General features: G+C 44.2%; 17 protein-coding genes. 6 read left to right on the forward strand and 11 right to left on the reverse strand.

The features are described from left to right. Positions 1-5: 5 nt before the first annotated feature. Complete coding sequence (locus LJ658_RS08375; RefSeq protein WP_230546034.1) at positions 6-989, forward strand: kelch repeat-containing protein; 984 nt, start codon at positions 6-8, stop codon at positions 987-989. Between the two features lie 142 nt (positions 990-1,131). On the opposite strand, the gene LJ658_RS08380 is transcribed toward LJ658_RS08375, so the two are convergent. The 5 genes from LJ658_RS08380 to hflX all read right to left on the reverse strand — a co-directional run bounded on the left by LJ658_RS08380 (position 1,132) and on the right by hflX (position 8,189). After that, positions 1,132-2,751 (reverse strand): ATP-dependent DNA ligase, encoded by a 1,620-nt coding sequence (locus LJ658_RS08380; RefSeq protein WP_230546035.1) that lies wholly within the window; start codon positions 2,749-2,751, stop codon positions 1,132-1,134. Further along, positions 2,748-3,833 (reverse strand): ligase-associated DNA damage response exonuclease, encoded by a 1,086-nt coding sequence (locus LJ658_RS08385; RefSeq protein WP_230546036.1) that lies wholly within the window; start codon positions 3,831-3,833, stop codon positions 2,748-2,750. The genes LJ658_RS08380 and LJ658_RS08385 overlap by 4 nt, the downstream gene beginning before the upstream one ends. Before the next feature lie 87 nt (positions 3,834-3,920). Continuing rightward, positions 3,921-6,068: a carboxy terminal-processing peptidase gene (locus LJ658_RS08390; RefSeq protein ID WP_230546037.1), complete on the reverse strand. Its 2,148-nt coding sequence runs from the start codon at positions 6,066-6,068 to the stop codon at positions 3,921-3,923. Between the two features lie 196 nt (positions 6,069-6,264). Continuing rightward, positions 6,265-6,897, reverse strand: coding sequence for a hypothetical protein (locus tag LJ658_RS08395; protein WP_230546038.1), 633 nt, complete (start codon positions 6,895-6,897; stop codon positions 6,265-6,267). A gap of 107 nt (positions 6,898-7,004) precedes the next feature. Then, entirely contained in the window at positions 7,005-8,189 is a 1,185-nt protein-coding gene (gene hflX / locus LJ658_RS08400; protein ID WP_230546039.1) for a GTPase HflX, read from the reverse strand. A 109-nt stretch (positions 8,190-8,298) separates the two neighbouring features. Here hflX and LJ658_RS08405 point away from each other — a divergent pair, with 109 nt between their 5' ends. Next, positions 8,299-8,526, forward strand: a complete 228-nt coding sequence (locus tag LJ658_RS08405) for a hypothetical protein (RefSeq protein ID WP_230546040.1) — start codon at positions 8,299-8,301, stop codon at positions 8,524-8,526. 29 nt (positions 8,527-8,555) lie between these two features. Continuing rightward, entirely contained in the window at positions 8,556-8,795 is a 240-nt protein-coding gene (locus tag LJ658_RS20535; RefSeq protein WP_370632949.1) for a hypothetical protein, read from the forward strand. A gap of 79 nt (positions 8,796-8,874) precedes the next feature. Here LJ658_RS20535 and LJ658_RS08410 read toward each other — a convergent pair whose 3' ends face one another. Then, complete coding sequence (locus tag LJ658_RS08410) at positions 8,875-10,545, reverse strand: pyruvate dehydrogenase complex dihydrolipoamide acetyltransferase (protein WP_230546041.1); 1,671 nt, start codon at positions 10,543-10,545, stop codon at positions 8,875-8,877. A gap of 124 nt (positions 10,546-10,669) precedes the next feature. Beyond that, the gene (gene pdhA / locus LJ658_RS08415) at positions 10,670-11,665 is read right to left on the reverse strand and encodes a pyruvate dehydrogenase (acetyl-transferring) E1 component subunit alpha (protein WP_230546042.1); all 996 of its coding nucleotides are present in this window, start codon (positions 11,663-11,665) and stop codon (positions 10,670-10,672) included. Positions 11,666-12,031: 366 nt separating this feature from the next. Between pdhA and LJ658_RS08420 the strand changes: the two genes are divergently transcribed. Further along, complete coding sequence (locus LJ658_RS08420) at positions 12,032-12,610, forward strand: C40 family peptidase (protein WP_230546043.1); 579 nt, start codon at positions 12,032-12,034, stop codon at positions 12,608-12,610. 513 nt (positions 12,611-13,123) lie between these two features. Here the strand turns inward: LJ658_RS08420 and LJ658_RS08425 are convergent. Beyond that, positions 13,124-13,309, reverse strand: coding sequence for a hypothetical protein (locus LJ658_RS08425; protein WP_230546044.1), 186 nt, complete (start codon positions 13,307-13,309; stop codon positions 13,124-13,126). A 75-nt stretch (positions 13,310-13,384) separates the two neighbouring features. Here LJ658_RS08425 and LJ658_RS08430 point away from each other — a divergent pair, with 75 nt between their 5' ends. After that, a complete protein-coding gene (locus tag LJ658_RS08430) occupies positions 13,385-14,329 on the forward strand; it encodes an SPFH domain-containing protein (protein ID WP_230546045.1) in 945 nt (314 codons plus the stop codon). Positions 14,330-14,390: 61 nt separating this feature from the next. Further along, positions 14,391-14,954, forward strand: coding sequence for a hypothetical protein (locus tag LJ658_RS08435; RefSeq protein WP_230546046.1), 564 nt, complete (start codon positions 14,391-14,393; stop codon positions 14,952-14,954). Between the two features lie 18 nt (positions 14,955-14,972). On the opposite strand, the gene LJ658_RS08440 is transcribed toward LJ658_RS08435, so the two are convergent. The 3 genes from LJ658_RS08440 to LJ658_RS08450 all read right to left on the reverse strand — a co-directional run bounded on the left by LJ658_RS08440 (position 14,973) and on the right by LJ658_RS08450 (position 21,056). Next, on the reverse strand, positions 14,973-17,543 hold the full coding sequence (locus LJ658_RS08440) for a ligase-associated DNA damage response DEXH box helicase (protein WP_230546047.1): 2,571 nt from the start codon (positions 17,541-17,543) through the stop codon (positions 14,973-14,975). Positions 17,544-17,640: 97 nt separating this feature from the next. Next, the gene (locus LJ658_RS08445; RefSeq protein WP_230546048.1) at positions 17,641-20,514 is read right to left on the reverse strand and encodes a pitrilysin family protein; all 2,874 of its coding nucleotides are present in this window, start codon (positions 20,512-20,514) and stop codon (positions 17,641-17,643) included. A gap of 59 nt (positions 20,515-20,573) precedes the next feature. Next, entirely contained in the window at positions 20,574-21,056 is a 483-nt protein-coding gene (locus LJ658_RS08450) for a DUF2059 domain-containing protein (protein WP_230546049.1), read from the reverse strand. Position 21,057: the final 1 nt, after the last annotated feature.

Below are 21,057 nucleotides of genomic sequence, written 5' to 3' on the forward strand. Positions count from 1 at the left end.
TTATCATGAAAAAGTGGATCATCGCTCTGCCTGTATTGCTTTTGATAGCGGCCTTTCAAATGGCCGGCGGAAAATGGACCTTGTTGCCATCAATCAATACACCACCATCCCGTAACGAGTGCGGGTTTGCCGCGGTTAACGGAAAACTATACCTGGTTGGAGGCGACGCCCCCGCCATGCCTGTCGAAATTTATGATCCGGCCACTTCAACGTGGACAAAGGGTGCCACGGCGCCTTCAATAATGCATCACTTCCAGGCTGTCGGGCTGGGTGACAAAGTATATATACTTGACGCTTTTTCAGACAGGAATTATCCTAACCAAATACCATTAGCAAACAGTTACGCTTACGACACCAAAAATGATACCTGGCAGCAACTGGCCGGATTGCCCGAAGGCCGCCGCAGGGGTGGAGCAGGTGCCGCAGTTTACAAAGGCAAACTATACCTGGTTTGCGGTATATTACACGGCCATAATAATGGCACCAACGGCCTGTTTGATGTTTATGACCCGGCAGCCAACACCTGGGCAAGTTTACCCGATGCCCCTCATATCCGCGATCATAGCATGGCCGTAGTAGTTAAAGATAAATTGTATGCCATTGGCGGGCGCAATACCAGCCTGCACGATGCCAACAACTTTATGTCGTTTTTTGATAAGGTGGTTTTGGATGTAGATTGCTATGATTTTAAAACCGGTAAATGGAGCACGCTGGCGGCAAAGCTGCCTTTGGGCACCGGCGGAGGCACCTGCGTAAACCTGGATAACAAGATATTTTATATAGGCGGCGAACGTGCCACCGCTACACAACCAAATGGCCCGCAAAAGGATGTGTTTTATATGGACCCTGAAGTGGACAAAGAATGGAAAGTTGGCCCGAGCCTTAACAAAGCACGTAATGGCGTTGGCGGTACGGTGTTAGATCATAAGATCTATATTGCCGGCGGTGCCGATGAGGATATTGGGCTGGAGGTATTTGCGTGGAAATAGCTAATAAATATGTCATTTCGATACGAGGAACGAGTGAGAACTTATCTCTTGAGCGACAGCAAAAAAATCTTATACGCTCTGCTAATAATCGCTCGTATAAGATTTCTCGCTACGCTTCGAAATGACAGGCGGGTTAGGTGGACTAATCTCCCAATAAAGCCCTTAAATTATCAAGGGTATCTGCTTCTTCTTTCGGTTTATCATGTCGCCACCTTAATATTCTCGGGAAACGCAGTGCAATGCCCGATTTATGCCGGGTTGATCTGTTGATCCCCTCAAATCCGATCTCAAAAACCAACTCTGGTTTTACGGTGCGCACCGGACCGAACTTTTCGAGCGTATTGCGTTTTATAAAATAGTCGACCTTGTTAATTTCTGCATCCGTAAGGCCCGAATAGGCTTTGGCAAATGGCACCAGCTTATCGCCATCCCAGACAGCGAAGGTATAATCAGTATACAGGTCGGCGCGGCGCCCATGGCCCTTTTGGGCATAGATCATTACCGCATCCACTGATAACGGATCTATCTTCCATTTCCACCAGTCGCCGCGCTTGCGGCCAACCTGGTAGGTAGCATTTTTACGCTTCAGCATAATACCTTCGGCAATCATGGCCCTTGACTGTTCGCGGATTACCGCCAATTCATCCCAGTTATCAAATTTTATTAACGCCGAGATACGGAATGTTTCCGGAAACGGGGTATCGCCCTGCAACTGTTCTAATATCGTTCTTCGCTCACTTTGGGTTCTGGTGCGAATATCTTCGCCGGCATATTCCAGGCAATCGTACGCGATCAGGGCAACCGGGCTTTCTTCCAGTATCTTTTTGCTGAGATTTTTGCGGCCTATGCGGGTTTGTAATACATTAAAGGGCATAGGCAAACCATTTTGAAAGCTTAATATTTCACCGTCAAGCACCGTGCCGTCAGGCAGGCTATTTAAAAACGGATGCAGCTCGGGAAATTTTTCTGTCGCCAGGTCCTCGCCCCGGCTCCATATAAATATTTTGCCGTCGCGTTTTATAAGCTGGGCACGTATGCCGTCCCACTTCCACTCGGCTTGCCACTCACCGGCGTCACCCAGCGCGCTTTTTAAATCGTCTGCTGATTTTTGCTTTTCAGAGGTCTCCTGTATGGGATATGCCAGGAAGAAAGGGTAGGGCCGCGAGATATCATCGGATGCGCCTTGTTCCTGTACCAGTTGCTCATAGGTATAAGTTTCAGGCATCCAGTTACCCATAATCCGGTGCGTAAGGGTAGGAGCATCTAATTTGGTAATATCAGCCAGCGCTTTTATTACCAGGCTTTGTGATACCCCGACACGGAAGCTGCCGGTAAGCAACTTATTAAATACAAAACGTTCCTGAGTGTCCAGCATCGCCCATGATTCAATGAGCCAGAGTTTGCGCTCTTCCTCTGTTTTGGATGCCAGTTCATTCAGTTCGCCAATCCAGTCGGTCAGCGTTTTACTGCTGGTGTTCAGGGTGTTTTGCGGCATTAGCAGCGCCATCGTTTCTGCCAAATCGCCAACTACCTGGTAGCTTTCTTCAAACAGCCATATCGGTATGTTGGCAATCTCAGTGGCCCAGGTACGTATCTGTGTAGCATTGATAACCCGTTTGGGTTTACGCCCGGTAAATAATGCCAGCATGTGCATTTTATCGGTATCGGGTACGTAGTTAAAATAGTCCTTTAATACTTTAACCTTTTCGTTGGTTTTATTGGTTTCATCCAATGATAAAAAGAGTTGGGCAAAGGCTTTCATGATGCTATCCCTTCTGCTTCATCCCGGCCCTCTTCAAAAGCGGGGGATGGATCGGCGGTTACCGGTTCTTCGACCAATATAACTTCCAGCGCTTCCTCATCACCATACAGCGTATGGACTTCGTGCGCATCAAAACCTATTTCATTCAAATAACGGGTAAAGCTTGCGGTATAGCCGTGGGTTAAGTATACTTTTTCACAGCCGGTAGCGTCTATGGCGCTTATCAGCCCGTCCCAGTCGGCGTGGTCTGACAGGATAAAACCCCGATCGGCGGCACGCCTTCTTTTTGCTCCGCGGATAGCCATCCAGCCGGAACAATAGCCAAAACTATAAGGCTGAAATTTACGCATCCACGGTGTTCCTACTGATGATGGCGGGGCAATGATTATTCCTTTGCGCACTTCGTCTTTCGGTGTGTCGGGTGTTATTCTTTCAGTCGGATTTAGAATCACGCCGTTACGGCGCAAAGCTTCATTGGTGTTTTCAATTACACCATGGGTATAAACTTTACCTATAGACAGATCCAGGTTTTGCAGGATGCGCTGCGCCTTACCCAATGAGTAGCCTACAATTACGGTGGCTATTCCATTATCGGCGTTATTGCGCCACCAGTTATTTACTTCATTAAAGATCTGTACCTGTGGTTTCCATTGATAAACGGGCATGCCAAAAGTGCATTCCGAAATAAAATGATGGCATCTTACCGGCTCAAACGGCGTGGAGATTCCATCGTCTTCCGTTTTATAGTCGCCGGATACTACCCATACTTCGCCCTGAAATTCAACCCTTATCTGTGCCGAACCGATAACGTGCCCCGCCGGGTATAAGGTAATAGCCACGCCGTTTTTACTAACGGTTTCGCCGTATTCAACCGTTTGCAGCCGGATATCGCCCAGGCGGTAAAACAATACTTCTTTGGAAAGATGGTGAGCCAGGTAATGCTTATGCCCAAGGTAGGCGTGGTCTGCATGGGCGTGGGTAATAACGGCATCATCAACCGCTTTCCAGGGATCAATATAAAACTTGCCTTTATCGCAATAGATCCCCCTATCGGTAAATTCAAGTAACGGTTTTTTAGCCATGTTAAATAAACCGTTGTAAATCCAATTGGTTTTAAACCAAAAGATCCCGGCTGCGGGCCGGGATCTTTTGGTGTTGTTATGATGCTATTAAAAGGTTTTCGCAGGTGTCCCGATCCGGGTAACCTTGGTATCCAGATTAATATAATCTATTAATATCTGGCCGGCTTCTATTTTTAAAGGATCCAGATCCTCTTTTTTAGGTTTCGCTTCGCCTTTCTTTAAAGGTTTATAACCCAGCGCCACGCGTAAATCGTTATCACGGTTAAGTGTCTTTAATTCATCTTCCTCGCGTTGTTTTTTAAGCTGCTGCTCGTTAAGCGTTACAGATTTTTCTTTTTCACTTTTTCTGTAATCATTAATGGTTTGCATAAACGCTTTATAGCTTGCACTGTTGTTTATCCGCTGTTCATGCAGTTTAGCCAGCTGAGGTAACGCTGCTGTAAAATCACCTGCTTTGGTATACTCACTTTTAGGGATCACATCAAACGGCAAAGCTGACGGGTCTGTATCTTCTCCATATTTATCCATAGGGATTAATGACGGAAACTGAATATCAGGTATAACGCCTTTATGCTGGGTTGAGCTGCCGCTGATACGGTAAAACTTAGCTATCGTCAGGTTTAACTGGCCAAAAGTATTTTCGCTGCCGGTTGATACAGGTTTTTTGCTGCTATTTGCTGTCAGTCCTAATTTTTCGGCTATTGACGGCGTAATTACCTTATCCAGATCAATTTCGCTTTGTACGGTGCCTTTGCCATAGGTTTGCGTACCCAGGATCAATCCACGGCCGTAATCCTGTATCGCACCGGCAAAAATTTCTGAGGCTGAGGCGCTAAAGCGATCAACTAAAACAGCTAACGGGCCGCTATAAGCTACCGAAGGATCCTCGTCTTTGTTCACATCTATCTGCTCCTGCGTGTCTCTAACCTGTACTACGGGGCCGGTTTTAATAAATAAGCCGGTTAATGATATTGCTTCGTTTAATGAGCCACCGCCATTCTCGCGCAGGTCTATAACTATACCATCAACATTTGCACGCTTAAGGGTATCCAATATCAGTTTCATATCGCGGGTTGTGCTCTGATAATTAGGATCGCCCGCACGGAAAGCATTAAAATCAGCATAAAAAGCAGGTACGTTAATGATGCCTATTTTTAAAGTTTTACCATTGCTGTTATAGGTTTTAATTTCCTGTTTAACCAACTGGTCCTTCAACACAATTTTTTCACGAACCAGTTCAACAATTTTAGGCTGATCTGACACTGCCTTGCCTTGTGGCAGTATTTTAAGTTTAACCACCGTGCCTTTGGTGCCCCTGATCAGTTTAATGGCATTATCAATGCGCCAGCCTACAATATCCTGAAACTCGCCGTCTTTGCCTTGTGCAACAGCTAAAATCCTGTCGCCGGTATTAACCTGGTGGCTCTTATCGGCCGGACCGCCGGCAACTAATGACTCTATAGATATATATTCATTTTTGCTTGACAGTGTCGCGCCTATACCTTGTAATGATCTTGACATTTCCATGTTAAATTGTGCGGCATGGAACGGGTCGAAATAATTGGTGTGCGGATCAATAGCTTCGGTAAAGTCGTCCATAAATATCTGGAAAACATCATTGGTATTAAGCTTGCCATTTTGCACCAACAGGTCCTGGTAACGTTTTTTTAGTTTTTCCTTATTCTTAGCCATATCATTGCTGGCTAAGGTTAGGTTAAGCAAATCATATTTTACGCGCTTGGTCCACTCGGCATTCATATCGGCTTCCGAAGCTACCCAGGGTAAATCGGCGCGGTCATAGGTAAACGATTCGTTTTTAGTAAAGTCAAAGTTCTTATCCAGTTGCGCTATTGAATAATTTATACGTTCCTCATATCGTTTTTGGAAAACGTTAAACATATAATAAACGTCATTAAGATTGCCGTTTTTGATATCATCGCTCAACGAGTTTTTATATTTATCAAAATCTTTGATATCCGATGCCAGTAAATAGTTATGGCCCTCGTCCAGGCTTTTAATATAACGGGTGTATATAACGGCTGACAGTGAGTCATTTAACTCAACTTTTTTATAGTTGTATTTTGATATAAAATTAGCTACGGTTTTACAAACCATGCTTTGTTGCTCGGTTGGCTCTAAATTCTTTGATCCGGGTACTTTTACCGGTTTTGAGGGAGCCGCGTTACAGGCCAGTGCGGCGCCAATAGCCAGCACAAAATAAAATCTCTTAAACATATCTTTTACTAACGTTAATTCAGGTATTCTTATTGGGTACATCAATACTTGTGCCTATTATTTATTTGCAAATGAAAAAAAGATAGTGAAAACGACTATCTCAACTATAAGACTAATAACAAGTAACAATATTACAATAATGTTTTACTGTTTTGTTAATCCAATAAGTATTTTACTTAATTGTTATAAACCAGGATTAATTTACTACGGCCTTGTTGTTTGCAGCGGCGGCAGTTTCAACCGCTTCGGCATACCGAAGCTCTGCTTTGGCGGTAAGGATCTTGTTGGTTTGCAGGTATTTTATCTGTTTATCTATGGCAGCCAGATCGGTAAGCATACCTTTTGCGAAGGCAATATCATGGGCCTCTTGTAAATCAACCAATGCCAGCGGTATTTCGCCTATCCTGTTTTTTATAGCGGCCAAAACCAGCAGGTTGTTCAGCAAGTGCCTGCTGTCTTCCGCCTGGCGGGCAATGGTATTACTTTGTAACAGGTACCATTTCGCTTCAGAAAAACGATTTTGTTTTAAGTACAAGGCAGCCAGATCACTAAAATTGTAGCTGGCTAAATTGTAAATTCTAAAACGCATATTATGTTTTGCTTCTTTAAGAATGGCTTCTTCAGCCAGCTCCAGGTTATAAACCGAGCATGGTAATTCAACACCATGCAGGTTTTTAGGCGAAACGTCTATAGTAGTATTTGTTACTTGTGTGGGAAAGCTCTGTACCGCGGTTAAAACTACCGGTGCCGGCTTTGGTTTACGGCGCCAAAACTGGGCTGATGCAGTGAAACCTATGGTGCAAAAAATTAACAGTAATGTAAATCTCATTCAGATTTGCTATGTTTTTTAATTAAGTCAAATATAACGATATAATGTGACGGATATTGTAAGCAATTTAGGTAATAATCTGCAAGTTAGCAAGAGTAAAGCCCGGATTAATATAGCAGCTGGTCATACGGATACCTGTCCGCATGTATCTGTTTTACATAGTCATATAACAAGCTTCTAAACTCGTCAATATTTTCCTTTTTAGTAGCCGATATAAATATAGCCGGGCTGTTATTTTTGGCCATCCAGCTATGTTTAAAATCATCCAGCGTTAAAGGTTCAACTTCTTCGTCCGGATTCATTTGGATAGGTTGATAGGCGTCTATCTTATTAAATACAGTTATGGTTTGTTTATCGCTTGCCCCCAGGTCTTTTAGGGTATCGTTTACGGCGCGGATCTGATCCTCAAAGCTGGGGTGCGATATATCCACCACGTGGACCAGGATATCCGCTTCGCGTACTTCGTCAAGCGTCGATTTAAAACACTCCACCAAATGGTGAGGCAGTTTGCGAATGAATCCTACGGTATCTGATAACAGGAAAGGCACGTTTTCGATCACAACTTTTCTAACCGTTGTATCCAATGTGGCAAATAGCTTGTTCTCTGCAAATACGTCTGATTTAGAGATCATGTTCATGATGGTTGACTTACCCACATTGGTATAGCCCACCAACGCCACCCTCACCATTGCCGTGCGGTTTTTGCGCTGGGTGGCATTTTGTTTGTCTATCAGCTTCAGCTTGTCTTTTAGCAAATCTATTTTATTCAGGATCAACCTGCGGTCAGTCTCTATCTGGCTTTCACCCGGGCCACGCATACCAATACCACCCTTTTGGCGCTCCAGGTGGGTCCATAAGCGGGTAAGGCGGGGTAAAAGGTATTGCAGCTGTGCCAGTTCTACCTGCGCTTTAGCCTGGGCTGTTTGCGCACGGTTGGCAAAAATGTCCAGGATCAGGTTGTTTCGGTCTAATATCTTAACCTGTAGCTCATTTTCGATATTGCGCAGTTGCGATGGGGTAAGTTCATCGTCAAACACTACAATATCTATTTCTTCTTCTTTTACAAATGCTTTAATGTCTTCCAGCCGGCCCGATCCAACAAAGGTTGACCTGTCCGGTTTCTGTAGTTTTTGGGTAAATATTTTAACGGTTTCTGCACCGGCGGTGTCTACCAAAAATTGTAATTCTTCTAAATATTCTTTCGCGCGTTCATCGGTTTCGTTAGAAGTGATAACGCCAACCAATACGGCGCGCTCCTGCTTCACAGCAGTATCATAAAATTTTTGTTTCATTAATAATGATTTAACAATCAAAGTGCCAAGTTACAAAAACTGGTATAAGTGTTGATTAACTAAGTTTTTTATGACAGAATATCAGGTAAAAAATATTTAACTTTATAGTATGACACTATCAGAGCTCAAAAATTCACTGCACAAAAAGATCGATGATCTTAATGATCCGGCGTATTTAGAGATGCTGGGATCAATGATCGATCAAAGGGAAGAAGTATTTATTATTCCTGAGCATATGCTTGAGGGCATTAAACAAGGTAAAGAAGATATCAAGAATGGTGACTTCATTACATTAGAAGAACTGGAAAAAAAATATGAAAAGTGGCTAAAAGAGTAATCTTTTCCAAGAAAGCGGAAATTGATTTAGTGAGAATTATCGAGTTTAATAACACACGAAATCAATCTGACACTTATTCAAAAAAGTTTTTTATAAAGCTAACTCAAAGGCTAAAGCTATTAATGAAGCAGCCCCTAAGCGGAATTAAGACAAACTCTGATGAAGATCTGCTCCTTATCTGGGATAACTATTATATATTTTATATTTACGATGGATCGATAATAGAAATATCATCGATCTATCACCAAAAAGAAAACGTCACCCGCTAACTAAAAAGAGAGCGATAAGTCTAAACCCATCGCTCTCTTTAAATTTAAATCCGAAATCGAAAATCCGATATCCGAATAATTATATCAACAGCCTTACCGGCTCTTCTAATAATGATTTAAGGGTTTGCAGGAATGCAGCTCCAGAAGCGCCATCAACTACACGGTGATCGCAGCTTAAGGTCACTTTCATGATATTACCCGGAACAACCGCGCCGTTTTTAACAACCGGTACCGCTTGTATACCGCTAACAGCCAGGATACAGGCGTCAGGCGGGTTAATGATAGCGGTAAACTCATCAACACCAAACATACCTAAGTTTGATATGGTAAAGGTTGAACCTTCCCAATCTGCCGGTTGTAGTTTTTTAGCTTTGGCACGTTGTGCAAAGTCTTTAACTTCTACAGAGATATGGCTTAATGATTTACCGTCAGCGAAGCGGATAACGGGCACTAATAAACCTTCGTCAACCGCAACGGCAACGCCGATATGGATATGCTCGTTAGTGCGGATCTTATCGCCTAACCATGATGAGTTAATGGTTGGGTGTTGTTTTAATGCGATAGCGCAGGCTTTCAACACAAAATCATTAAATGATATTTTAACCGGGGCAACCTCATTGATCTTATTACGGGCAGCAATGGCCTGGTCCATATCAATTGACATGGTAACATAGAAATGCGGCGCGGTAAATAAACTTTCTGACAGGCGTTTGGCAATTACCTTACGCATCTGGGTAACCGGTTTCTCGGTAAATTTCTCTTCGCCGATAAACGTCGGCAACACCACAGGGGCGGCAGCAGCTTTAGCCGGAGCGGCAGGTGCACCTTCGGCAGCCGGAGTGCTTGCAGGTGCAGCAGCAGGGGCCGAACCTGGCTTAAAGTCCTCTATATCTTTTTTAACAATACGGCCGCCTTCGGCAGTGCCTTTAACGGCATTAATGTCAATACCTTTTTCTTTGGCTATTTTACGTGCTAACGGCGATGCTTTTACGCGGCTGTCGCTATGTGCTGTTTCAACTTCCTCGGCAGGTGCTTCGGTAGTTGTAGCGGCGGCAGGAGCGGCATCGGCTGGTTTAGCTTCGGCAGGTGCAGCAGGCGCATCTTGTAATAAAGGTGTAATATCTGTTCCTTCTTTACCAACAATGGCTATAATGCCGTTTACCGGTGCAGCTTCGCCTTCTTTAGGGCCAATGTATAAAAGTGTGCCGGCTTCATAACCTACAACTTCCATAGTAGCCTTGTCGGTTTCAACATCAGCTAACGAGTCGTCTGATTTTACTTTATCGCCAACTTTAAAGTTCCATTTGTTAATGATCCCTTCGGTCATGGTATCACTCAACGCCGGCATGCGGATAACGGTTGCCGGGATGTTTGAGGTATCAACTTTAGCAACAGGTGCCGGGGTTGCCGCGGGTGTTTTATCAGCTGTTGGTGCCGGTGCTGCTTCTTCCTTCTTGTCAGCAGCAGGTGCCGGTGCGGCGCTGCCTTCCAAAGCAGATTTATAATCTTCGCCCTCTTTACCTAAAACGGCAATTACCTCGTCAACAGGGACAGATTTGCCTTCTTCCACACCAATGAATAATAATACACCATCCTGGTATGATTCAAAATCCATGGTGGCTTTATCAGTTTCAATCTCGGCCAAAACATCGCCTGATTTTACTTTATCCCCAACTTTTTTATGCCATTTAGCTACCACACCATCGGTCATGGTATCGCTCATTTTTGGCATTTTAACTACTTCGGCCATATTTATAGGATGAATAGGTTTTTTTATTTATTATATCTTCAGGTCAATAGTCTTGAGTCAATAGTTTTAAGTCGTTATTGTTTAAAATGAAGATTAAGGACTAGCGACTCAAGACTTAACAAAATTAGTCCATTATATATGGGTAATCTTTCTGGGCGTACACATCAGTATATAATTCTGATGCTTCCGGCCATGGCGATTCTTCGGCAAATTGTACCGCCTCATCAACCTCTGCTTTTATTTTAGCGTCGATTTCTTCAAACCATTTCTCGTCAGCGTAGCCATTTTTCTCAATAGCATGCTTGATGGTTTCGATAGGGTCTTTGGCTTTATAGCTTTCCAGCTCTTCTTTAGTACGATATTTTTGCGGATCGGACATAGAGTGGCCCTTGTAGCGGTAAGTACGCATTTCAAGGAAGGTTGGCCCTTCGCCTTTGCGGGCACGCTGCACGGCTTCGTCCATGGCGTTATGTACCGCAACCGGGTCCATGCCATCAACTGCTGATGAAGGGATGCCGTAAGGCAAGCCTAATTTATAGATATCGGTTTGGATAGTGGTACGCGCCACTGATGTACCCATGGCGTAACCGTTATTTTCGCAAATAAATATTACCGGTAATTTCCATAGCGCGGCCATGTTAAAGGTTTCATTTAATGCGCCCTGGCGTACGGCTCCGTCGCCCATATAGGTTACGTTTACAAAGTCAGTGCCTTTAAATTGCTCGGCAAAAGCAATACCGGCACCCAACGGGATCTGGCCGCCTACTATACCGTGCCCGCCGTAAAAGTGTTTCTCTTTGCTAAACATGTGCATAGAGCCGCCTTTACCTTTTGAGCACCCGGTAGATTTGCCGTATAACTCGGCCATGATAGATTTAGACGTTACGCCTTTGGCAATTGCATGGGCGTGATCGCGATAAGCGGTGATCATGCTATCTTCCTGCTTTAACACAGACATGGCGCCTGCCAGCACCGCTTCCTGGCCAATATATAAGTGACAGAAGCCCCTTATTTTTTGCTGACCATATAATTGCCCGGCCTTCTCCTCGAACTTGCGCATCAGGAGCATGGACTCATACCACTTTAAATAAGTGTCTTTATTTATTTCGATTGAACTCATTTGTCAAACAACCAGTTTACGTATAATGCGCAAATCTAATTATATCTTCCAAATTATCGAAACCTGAACAGATTTGTTATGAAGTTTTATTTTGGTGCTGAGGTTAGAGATCCGATCATACAGAAGACCAGTATCAACGGGAGTTAAAACAATCAAAAACCCACGCCTTAAAACTTAATCACTAATCCCCAACCGTCACTTTTTGACCGTAGGGTATCAAGAAGTGTGGAAAAATAAAAATTGTTAATAAAAGCCGCTTTTTATTTGCAGTTCCCGTTTAAATGGATAGTTTTGTATTCAACCTTATCGAATGTGTGTAACATAATGGACAGTTTGTCCGTTAAACAAGAACGAAACAAGGAATAAATGAAGAAATCGATACTGGCCATTGCCCTATTTTTCAGCGTTTTAGCCGTTCAGGCGCAAACAAAAAGTGTTCCAAATCAGCCAACTGACAAGCCTGCAGATGAACAAGAGAGCTTAGCAAAGGATTATCTTTCTCAAATTATGCATGTTGCAGTATCCGCAACATCAAATTTAAAACTTTTTAATTTTGTATATGACTGGATAGGCACCCCTTACCGTTTTGGCGGTAACACTAAAAAAGGGGTTGACTGTTCTGCTTTTACAAAACAGTTATATAACCAGGTGTTTAATTTAGATATTAAACGCAATTCGCGCGATATCTTTAGCATGGTTAGCCCGGTTAGCAAAGACGATTTGAAAGAAGGCGACCTGGTTTTCTTTAAAATACACAGCCGCAGCATTTCGCACATCGGTATTTATTTGGGCAATAACAGGTTTGCACATGCTTCCTTAAAAGGTGTAGCTATCAGCAGCCTGGATGATGCTTATTACAGCCGGTATTTTTATAAGGGCGGCCGCGTTTTGGCAGCTTTTAAAAAGGAGCTTGAAGCGCCGGCAGATGAAACAGCCGAACAATAAAGAAAAAGCAATAAATAAAAAAAGTCCTTTCCAAACCGGAAAGGACTTTTTTGTTGGCTTAAGCGCCATAGTTAATACGCGCAAAAAAAAGCCTGCTAAATAAGCAGGTGCATAAGATCAGTTAATTGTTAATTATTTGGAGTCAGCCTGTCGCGTACTAAAGTTACTCCGGTAAGAAGAAATAAACACCCCAGCAGGGTTATTCCTGTAAACGCTCCGCGGGTTATAAAAGCTGTAAAAAAACTTACTATTGAAAAAATTAATCCGCCGGCGCCTGCCAGTGTGAGTATAATGCCTAAAATCGATTTTGATTTCATGTGTTATTGAATGATTCTGTTAAGAAACAACAAATAGCACACCAATGCCGGCAAATACGATATGCAGCTAAAAAAAACCTTAAAGTCAGGTCTCCTTTGAATTTTATACGGAATTAATATCCCCAATTATCCCCTAAAAAGGGGAAAAATTGGGGCAACGCTTATAATTTTAATTTGGTCTGGTTTAACCTGCAGATCAGGCCTCGTCCTTGGTAACGCGAACCAGGCTTATGCCGGTAAAAAAGAATATTACAGCTATAATTCCCACAACAGTTAAAGTGGTTACATTACCGCTATGTTGTATAATAGCTATACCGGTATATATTAATCCAATAATTCCCAATACAGTTAGTATGGTTCCAAAAGTTCTTTTTACATTCATTGTTGCTGATTTTTAGATAAACGTTAAATGCTGACAATAAATAATACTATATTTATTTCAACTAATTTATAAGCCATGACAGACCAAATAGTTTTATTGTTTGTAGTTTTTATTTTACTGATCGTAATTTTCTCCTCATTTGTAACGGTTAAACAAGGCACCATTGCTGTAATTACGGTGTTTGGTAAGTTTAGGCGGATATTAACTCCGGGTTTAAATTTCAAGATCCCGTTGGTTGAATCTATTTATTCTAAAATATCTATTCAGAACCGCTCTGTCGAACTCGAGTTCCAGGCCGTAACCTTTGATCAGGCCAATGTATATTTTAAAGCCATGCTGCTTTATTCGGTATTAGACCAACAGGAAGAGACCATTAAAAATGTTGCTTTTAAATTTGTTGACGAGCGCAATTTAATGCAGGCATTGATCCGGACGGTCGAAGGTTCCATAAGGGCCTTTGTAGCAACCAAACGCCAGTCGGAAGTATTGATATTAAGGCGGGATATTGTTGACCATGTAAAAGAGCAGCTTGACCAGATACTGGAAACCTGGGGCTATCACCTGCAGGATCTGCAGCTAAATGATATTACTTTTGATGAAGTGATCATGAAATCAATGAGCCAGGTAGTGGCCTCAAACAACTTAAAAGCCGCTGCCGAGAATGAGGGCCAGGCTTTACTGATCACCAAAACCAAGGCCGCCGAAGCGGAAGGCAATGCCATAAAAATATCTGCCGAGGCCGAGCGCCAGGCATCGCAGCTGCGCGGGCAGGGTGTAGCGCTGTTTCGCCAGGAGGTGGCTAAAGGGATGACTGTGGCCGCCAAAGAAATGGAGACGGCACACATGGATACCTCGGTAATTTTATTTACCATGTGGACCGAGTCTATTAAACACTTTGCCGAAAACTCACAGGGCAATGTGATCTTCCTTGACGGCTCAACTGATGCCATGCACCAAACTATGAAGGAGATGATGAGCCTCAATATTTTGCAATCTGATAAAATAAAGAAAACAAAATAATAATGGAGTAAACCTTTGTGTTTGGACAAAGTCTTAAAGCAAAGATTTAACTATTAATTTAATGAGAATGGGCGTTTTGAAGGTTTTTTGTGCGGGATGTATATTGCTTTGCGCAAATAACCTGGCCTTTGGTCAGGATGGTGCTTACCGCCAGTTGACAGCCGACGATTTTAGAGGGGCTCCTCGGCCATCTGCCGGCAGTATTGCTTACACCAACTGTACTATAGATTTTCATTACCACGCCGTAGGCGGCGATAACAATTACCGCCTTACCTTTGATGTACAGGTAATTATGCAGCATGATAAATCATGGATAGATAAAAGGCGGATCACATCAGACCGGATGCTGACCGAAGTGCTTAAGCACGAGCAGGGCCATTATAATATAGCTTTCATGGAGCAGCAGGAAATACTGCGTGAGGCCGCGCGCACCCGTTTTACTTCAAATTATAAAGCGCAGGCAAGCGCACTGTTTGACCGTATCCACACCAAGTACGAACATTTAAACGCCAATTATGATGATGATACCCGGCACATGCTTGATGCAACGCAACAACATAGCTGGGATGTTTATTTTCAGCGCAGGCTGGCTTATATGCCGCCGGTGGCCAAGGTTGGATATTGAGTAAAGGAGTTAGCATGGCTAAAATCCTTTCTTTCGCGTTACCCCGGCTTTTCTGACTTTTTTATTTTCATTACCGCCCACACCTTCAGCGCCAAACTGGCGGGCCATTTTGCTAATCCGGTCTTCCAGGCTTTCGGTAGTAAGGCGTTCGCGGCCCAGGCTGTCAACCATTATCGGGAAAGCAAAAGGGGTAGGGCGCTCAATTGTTTTTAAGATGATGGTTTGTTTAACAATGCGTTGTAATGCCGCCCGCAACCTGAATTCTTCTAATTGGAAGGCTAATGCCTCATTATAAGCTTGCCTCACCAGTAAGTTATCCGGCTCATATTCGCTGAATACCTCGAACAGCAAAGATGATGAGGCCTGCAAGTGTTTGTTCTTTACCTGCTGGCCGGGGAATCCGGTAAACACCAACCCGCCGATATGTGCAATATCCCTGAAACGCCGCCGGGCCATTTCATTGGCGTTAAGGCTGTGTTGTATATCTTCCAGTAAATTAGCTATCGAAAAAAAATCAGCATCTTCAAGTACCTCCTCAATTGGTACGTCTTCATCGGTTAGCAACTCAAAACCGTAATCATTCATGGCTATTGAAAAGCTGGCAGGTTTAATGCGCGATATGCGATAAGCTAACAGCGACGCCATGCCCTCATGCACCAGGCGACCCTCAAACGGGTAAAACAGCAGGTGGTGCCCCTCGCGCGATTTAAATGACTCAATTAAAAACTCGTGGCTTTGTGGCAGGTGCGATAATTCTGCCTGTAAGTTAAATAATGGTTTCAGGGCAATTACCTCTTCATCCTTTTCAATACCATGTGCCACTTCGTCCAGCTTATCCCTGAATACGGCAGCTAATTGTGATGACAGGGGCATGCGGCCGCCGTTCCAGCTGGGGATCATTCCCTTTTTGGCTGTCGATTTCCTGACATAGGCCGACATTTCTTTTATCCGCACAAACTCTAAACTGCGGCCAGCGAACCAAAAAGTATTGCCTGGCTTTAATTTAGAGATAAATGATTCTTCAACCGTGCCCAAACTGCCACCGCTTAGCCATTTAACCCGGATGCTCATATCGCTGGTAATAGTGCCGATGCTTAACCGGTGCCGCATGGCTACCCTGCGGTTAAATACTTTATAGATACCGTTTTCAATTTCTACTTTTAAAAATTCATCATACTGCGCCAGCGTTTTGCCGCCGTTGGTAATAAAATCAAGTAACTGGTTAAATTCATTACGGCTCAGATCGGCAAAGGCGTAGGTGGTGGTAACCTCTTTATACAATTCATCGGCCCTGAACCCTTCTGATACCGCCAGCGTAACCATGTACTGGATCAATACATCCATGGTTAACAGCATAGGGTCGCGGCTTTCAAAAATGCCTTGTTTAATTGCCTGTTTTAAGGCGGCGCCTTCCAGCAGCTCGAGCGAGTGGGTGGGTACGAAATAGGCTTTTGATACCGCGCCCGGGTGGTGCCCGCTGCGGCCGGCGCGCTGCATAAAACGCGCCACACCTTTGGGGCTGCCTACCTGTATAACGGTATCTACCGGCCTGAAATCGACCCCGAGATCCAGACTCGAGGTGCAAACCACAACCTTTAAAGCCTCTGCATGCAGTGCCGCCTCAACCCAGTTGCGCAGCTCATTATCCAGCGATCCGTGGTGCATGGCCATTACGCCGGCATACTCGGGATAATTATCTAAAATAGCATGATACCAAATTTCAGACTGCGACCGGGTATTGGTAAATATCAGGGTGGTTTTGCTTTTGGCAACAAGTCCCATAACCTGCGGCAACAACTTCAACCCAATATGCCCGGCCCAGGAGTAATTCTCAATATTTTCAGGGATGATAGATTGAATAACCAGCTTCTTATCTACATTGGCCCGGATCATTTTAATTTTATCCCGCGGGAAATCATTACCCAGCAACACATCAGCGGCCTGCTCTAAATTACCGATGGTGGCGCTTATGCCCCAGATTTTAAGTTCTGAGTTTTGAGTCTTGAGTTTTGAGTCTTTAATTTCGACTTTCGACTCCCGGCTTAAGGCTTTTAACTTAGACAAACCCAACTCAACCTGTACGCCCCGTTTGGTGCCAAGCAGCTCATGCCATTCATCAACCACCAAAACCTGCAGGCTTTGAAATATTTTAGGGTATTCTTTCTGGGCCAGCATCAGGTGCAGGCTTTCGGGGGTGGTAAGCAGCACCTCGGGCAGTTTTTTCTTTAACGCTGCTTTTTCGGCGGCCGGGGTATCGCCGGTGCGGGTACCAATTTTCCAGGGGATCTGAAGATCGTCGCAAACTTCCTGCATCGCCTTCCTGATATCATTGGTTAAGGCGCGTAGCGGCGTTATCCAAAGCATTTGCAGCCCGTTGTTTTGGCGGGTTTTATAATCAGGATTCTTATTAATAAAATCTGCCAGGAACGGTAAGAAAAGAGCAAAGGTTTTGCCGCTGCCGGTAGGTGCATTTAGCAGGCCCGAGTAGCCGGCCAGGTAAGCGGCCTCCATCTCTTTTTGAAACGGAAACTGGTGCCATTTTTTTTGCTGGTACCATTGCTGTATAACTTTTTGCCCGGGGGTTATCATTACTCAGTTAACAAAATAATAAATCTTTTGTGATGGAATAAAAAAGTCCTGCCGTTGAATCAGCAGGACCTTGTTTTTATTATCGCCTATTGCCCGGCTATTTCTTTTCGGGCAGCAGTATGACTTTAATTAAGTTGTTGTTATTTAAATATTTATTAGCGGTGTCTTTCGCGCTTTGGTCAGTTACCTGTTCAAGGCTCTGCATACGCGCCAGTATTTTGGCGGGTGACTGCTGATTTTGCGCTGCCGCGGTTAAAGCTGCCTGCCAGTAGGTATTTTGTTTATACTGGGCTTGTATGTTATGCGCTTCGCGGGCAATAAACAGTTTAACATCATTGCTGTTAGGGCCGTTTTGCTTTATCTTATTTATTTCATTAAGCATGAAGCTGATGGCTTTATCTGTGTTGCTGGCATCAGCTAAAAAGGCGATAGTTATTTTATAACGCCCTTCGGGGTTTTTAACATAGCTGGCCCTTACGCTTGGCGAGTAAATACCGTTACTCTCTTTAAGCGAATCAACCAGCCGTATGTTTAAGATCTCTTCCAGGCCGTCTACCTGGACATTGTTCGCGTCGTTATAATCATAGCTGCCGTTAAATATTAATTGTACGGTTGATTTATCGCTTACCCCTTTGGTTACCGTTTTTGTGATTTGCCCTGCCGGCGGATGGATACCTAAATTTTTAAAGGTTTCATTACTATGGGTCGACGGCAGGCTGCCCAGATAAGTTGCCAGGTACGGTACAATGTCGGATACTTTGAAATCACCGGTAAACGTAAAGGTCAGGTTGCTTGCGTCGGCAAAGCGGGCCTTGTAAAAGTCAAAAGCTTTATCCAGGCTGGCCGCATTTAATTGCGCCTCGGTAGCTGGTTTGGAGCGTAAATTATAACCGCCCAAAACCGATAAAATGGTATCCTGGTAAACTGTGCCCGGGTCATCGGCGTTTTTTACCAGGGCTGATTTTGCCTTGTCGATAAAGGTCTTCCATACCTCGGCATCTTTGCGCGGACTGGTAAGGTACAAATACAATAATTGCATTGCCGAATCAAAACTGGCTGATGCCGTGTAGCCTGTTATACCCTGGGTAATATCGCCTATGTAGGGTGTTATACTAAAGCCTTTGTCGCCGATCATTTTATTAACCTGGGTTTGATTAAAAGAGGCTACCCCGCTGTTGCTGATGACCTGCGCCGCCAGGTTTGCCGAGGTAAAGTCCTGGTCGCTGGCAAGCGATGTGCCGCCAAAGGCATAGCCTGCAACAAGTATCTGGTTGGGCGTGAACGGGGTAGGTTTTAAAATTACTTTTACACCGTTGGTTAGTGTAATGTTCACTACTGACAGGGTGCTGTCAACTTTTAAAGAAGCCACTTTGCCCGGTACAGGCAACTCAGTCATAAATGGAGTTTCGCGGTCATCCACATAGGGCTTTAACCCGTTGCCTGCATCAGCTATCCATTTTAGCAGGGTTTGCTCGTTAGGCAGTTTGTCTTTTTCGTTTTCCGGTGCTTCAACTAATATTACCCTGTTCTGGTCGGTAATTAAGCGGGCCGCCAGGGCGTTCATTTCTTCAAGGCTTATTTTGCCGATGTTATCTATATAATAATTGTACTCATAGTCAATGCCGGTTAGGGCTTGTTTGGTTAAAAAGCTATGCTCATATTCACTGGCGTAGCCGGGCGACGGCGAATTATCTTTAGCGGAGTAGTTATTGGTAATTTGCACCAGTGCGTTTTGTTTGGCACGCTCAAGCTCGGTTAAGGTAAAACCAAATTTGCGAACACGCTCGGTTTCGCCAATCAGGGCTTTAACAGCAGTTTCTAAACCCTGCGGACCATTGGCTACCACCAGCGTTGAAAAGGCATCCAGCTTGCCCACAAACTCTGAATAGGCGGCCTGCCCAAACAATATCGGCGGCTGCGGTATCCTGGTCAGATCAGCTACCCGGGCATTAATTATTTGGTTAAATAGGTTTATGCGGATGTTTTGCATCACGTCGGCAGGTGTTTTAACAACAGTTTGCTGATGTTTAACAATGACCTGGAAAAGCGTATACGGGAAACCTTTATCGGTAGCATATTTAACTACCGTACCAGGCGCCGGGGCAACCGAATATTGCGGCAAAGGCTTTTCGGGCACCGGGTTTCTTAGTGATGAAAAATTAAATTTTATCAGTTCCTCAACTTGTTTGGGATCAAAATCGCCAACGGCTATTACGGCCTGCAGGTCGGGGCGGTACCAATCGGTGTAAAAGTTTTTAGCTTCGGCAGCGGTAAGATTTTTTATGGTGCTTTCTAAGCCAATGGGCAAACGAAGCCCATAACGCGAATTATTAAGTAGTGTCGGCAAGGTTTGTTGTTGCAACCTATCCTCGGGCGTTTTGCCACCCTGGGCTGCCTGTGCGGCAAGTAAACTCCTTTCGGCATCAACGGCAGCAGGCTCAAAATTTATGCGTGCCGCCCAGTTGGCCAGCAGGCCAAATCCGTTTGAGAAAACCTTTGGCGTATCTGTTGGCACCGATAGCTGAAAAACCGTTTCATCGTATGACGTAAACGCGTTAACATCAGGCCCGAATTTGCTGCCCAGCTTGGTAAGATAGCCGGTTAGCTGATCTTTTGAAAAATCGCGGGTGCCCTGGAAACCCATATGTTGTACCAGCGTGGCCAGGCCGCGTTGTGCGTCGGTTTCCAAAACAGATCCTGCCCTGGTTACCAGCAGCAGCTGTGCCCTGCTTTTTGGCTGGCCATTGGCCCGGATATAATAGGTGAGCCCGTTTGGTAGTTTGCCAATTAATACATTTGGGTCAACAGGTAATACGGAAGATGAAGCCGGCCTGGCTTGCGGTTTGCCGGCTGCGGTTGTACTTTTATGTGCCGGGGTTGTAGTTGACTTTTTTTTAACCTGGGCAAATGCGCCGGCTGTTGTAATCATCACTGCTACAGCCCATAAAAGAATGGTCTTTTTAAAATTCATGCGGAATTGAAATATATTTTTGCTAAGATGCAAAAACGGTAAGGTTAGTTAAAAAGTATTTAATGCTGTTTTGATTTATCCTGAATCATTTGTACAAGTTCGTCTTTATGTTCGGCCATTATTTGCTGGCCCATCAGCATGCCCTTTTGGACAAGCTCGGGCATTTTTTCGGCATATTTTTTACCGATGGGGCTATTATAAAAATCAGCCAGTTGATTAAGCTCGGCCTCGTCAAATTCCTGCGCATATATTTTAGACATTGTGCCCTTTATGATATCCCAGGTATAGTACTTCGCCATGAATTTTCTCATCACGTCGGCAAATTCTGCCCGTTGTGCTTCAGGGAGCCTGTTGCTGGCTACATTGATCACGTTTTCTGTCATGGTTTTAAATTGATCGCCTATGCCGTAGGCAACCAAAAACTTCTCGGCCGCCTGCAGGTGTGCCGGTGTAATGGCGGACCCGGCAGTTTGTGCATTTGCGTTAAAAAAAAACGCACTAAAGCACAGGGTGATAATGATTAGGTTGATATTAAATTTCATT

The sequence above is a fragment of the Mucilaginibacter sp. UR6-11 genome, from assembly GCF_020880695.1.
In the GTDB taxonomy this organism is placed as follows: Bacteria; Bacteroidota; Bacteroidia; order Sphingobacteriales; family Sphingobacteriaceae; genus Mucilaginibacter.

Bases quoted from the DNA above. Each gene is read 5' to 3' on its own strand.
- hflX (WP_230546039.1), bottom strand. From the start codon at position 8,189: ATGAAACAAAAATTTTATGATACTGCTGTGAAGCAGGAGCGCGCCGTA.
- LJ658_RS08445 (WP_230546048.1), bottom strand. From the start codon at position 20,514: ATGAATTTTAAAAAGACCATTCTTTTATGGGCTGTAGCAGTGATGATT.
- LJ658_RS08405 (WP_230546040.1), top strand. From the start codon at position 8,299: ATGACACTATCAGAGCTCAAAAATTCACTGCACAAAAAGATCGATGAT.
- LJ658_RS08450 (WP_230546049.1), bottom strand. From the start codon at position 21,056: ATGAAATTTAATATCAACCTAATCATTATCACCCTGTGCTTTAGTGCG.
- LJ658_RS08430 (WP_230546045.1), top strand. From the start codon at position 13,385: ATGACAGACCAAATAGTTTTATTGTTTGTAGTTTTTATTTTACTGATC.
- pdhA (WP_230546042.1), bottom strand. From the start codon at position 11,665: ATGAGTTCAATCGAAATAAATAAAGACACTTATTTAAAGTGGTATGAG.
- LJ658_RS08385 (WP_230546036.1), bottom strand. From the start codon at position 3,833: ATGGCTAAAAAACCGTTACTTGAATTTACCGATAGGGGGATCTATTGC.
- LJ658_RS08410 (WP_230546041.1), bottom strand. From the start codon at position 10,545: ATGGCCGAAGTAGTTAAAATGCCAAAAATGAGCGATACCATGACCGAT.
- LJ658_RS08395 (WP_230546038.1), bottom strand. From the start codon at position 6,897: ATGAGATTTACATTACTGTTAATTTTTTGCACCATAGGTTTCACTGCA.
- LJ658_RS08375 (WP_230546034.1), top strand. From the start codon at position 6: ATGAAAAAGTGGATCATCGCTCTGCCTGTATTGCTTTTGATAGCGGCC.
- LJ658_RS08380 (WP_230546035.1), bottom strand. From the start codon at position 2,751: ATGAAAGCCTTTGCCCAACTCTTTTTATCATTGGATGAAACCAATAAA.
- LJ658_RS08390 (WP_230546037.1), bottom strand. From the start codon at position 6,068: ATGTTTAAGAGATTTTATTTTGTGCTGGCTATTGGCGCCGCACTGGCC.
- LJ658_RS08420 (WP_230546043.1), top strand. From the start codon at position 12,032: ATGAAGAAATCGATACTGGCCATTGCCCTATTTTTCAGCGTTTTAGCC.
- LJ658_RS08440 (WP_230546047.1), bottom strand. From the start codon at position 17,543: ATGATAACCCCCGGGCAAAAAGTTATACAGCAATGGTACCAGCAAAAA.
- LJ658_RS08435 (WP_230546046.1), top strand. From the start codon at position 14,391: ATGAGAATGGGCGTTTTGAAGGTTTTTTGTGCGGGATGTATATTGCTT.
- LJ658_RS08425 (WP_230546044.1), bottom strand. From the start codon at position 13,309: ATGAATGTAAAAAGAACTTTTGGAACCATACTAACTGTATTGGGAATT.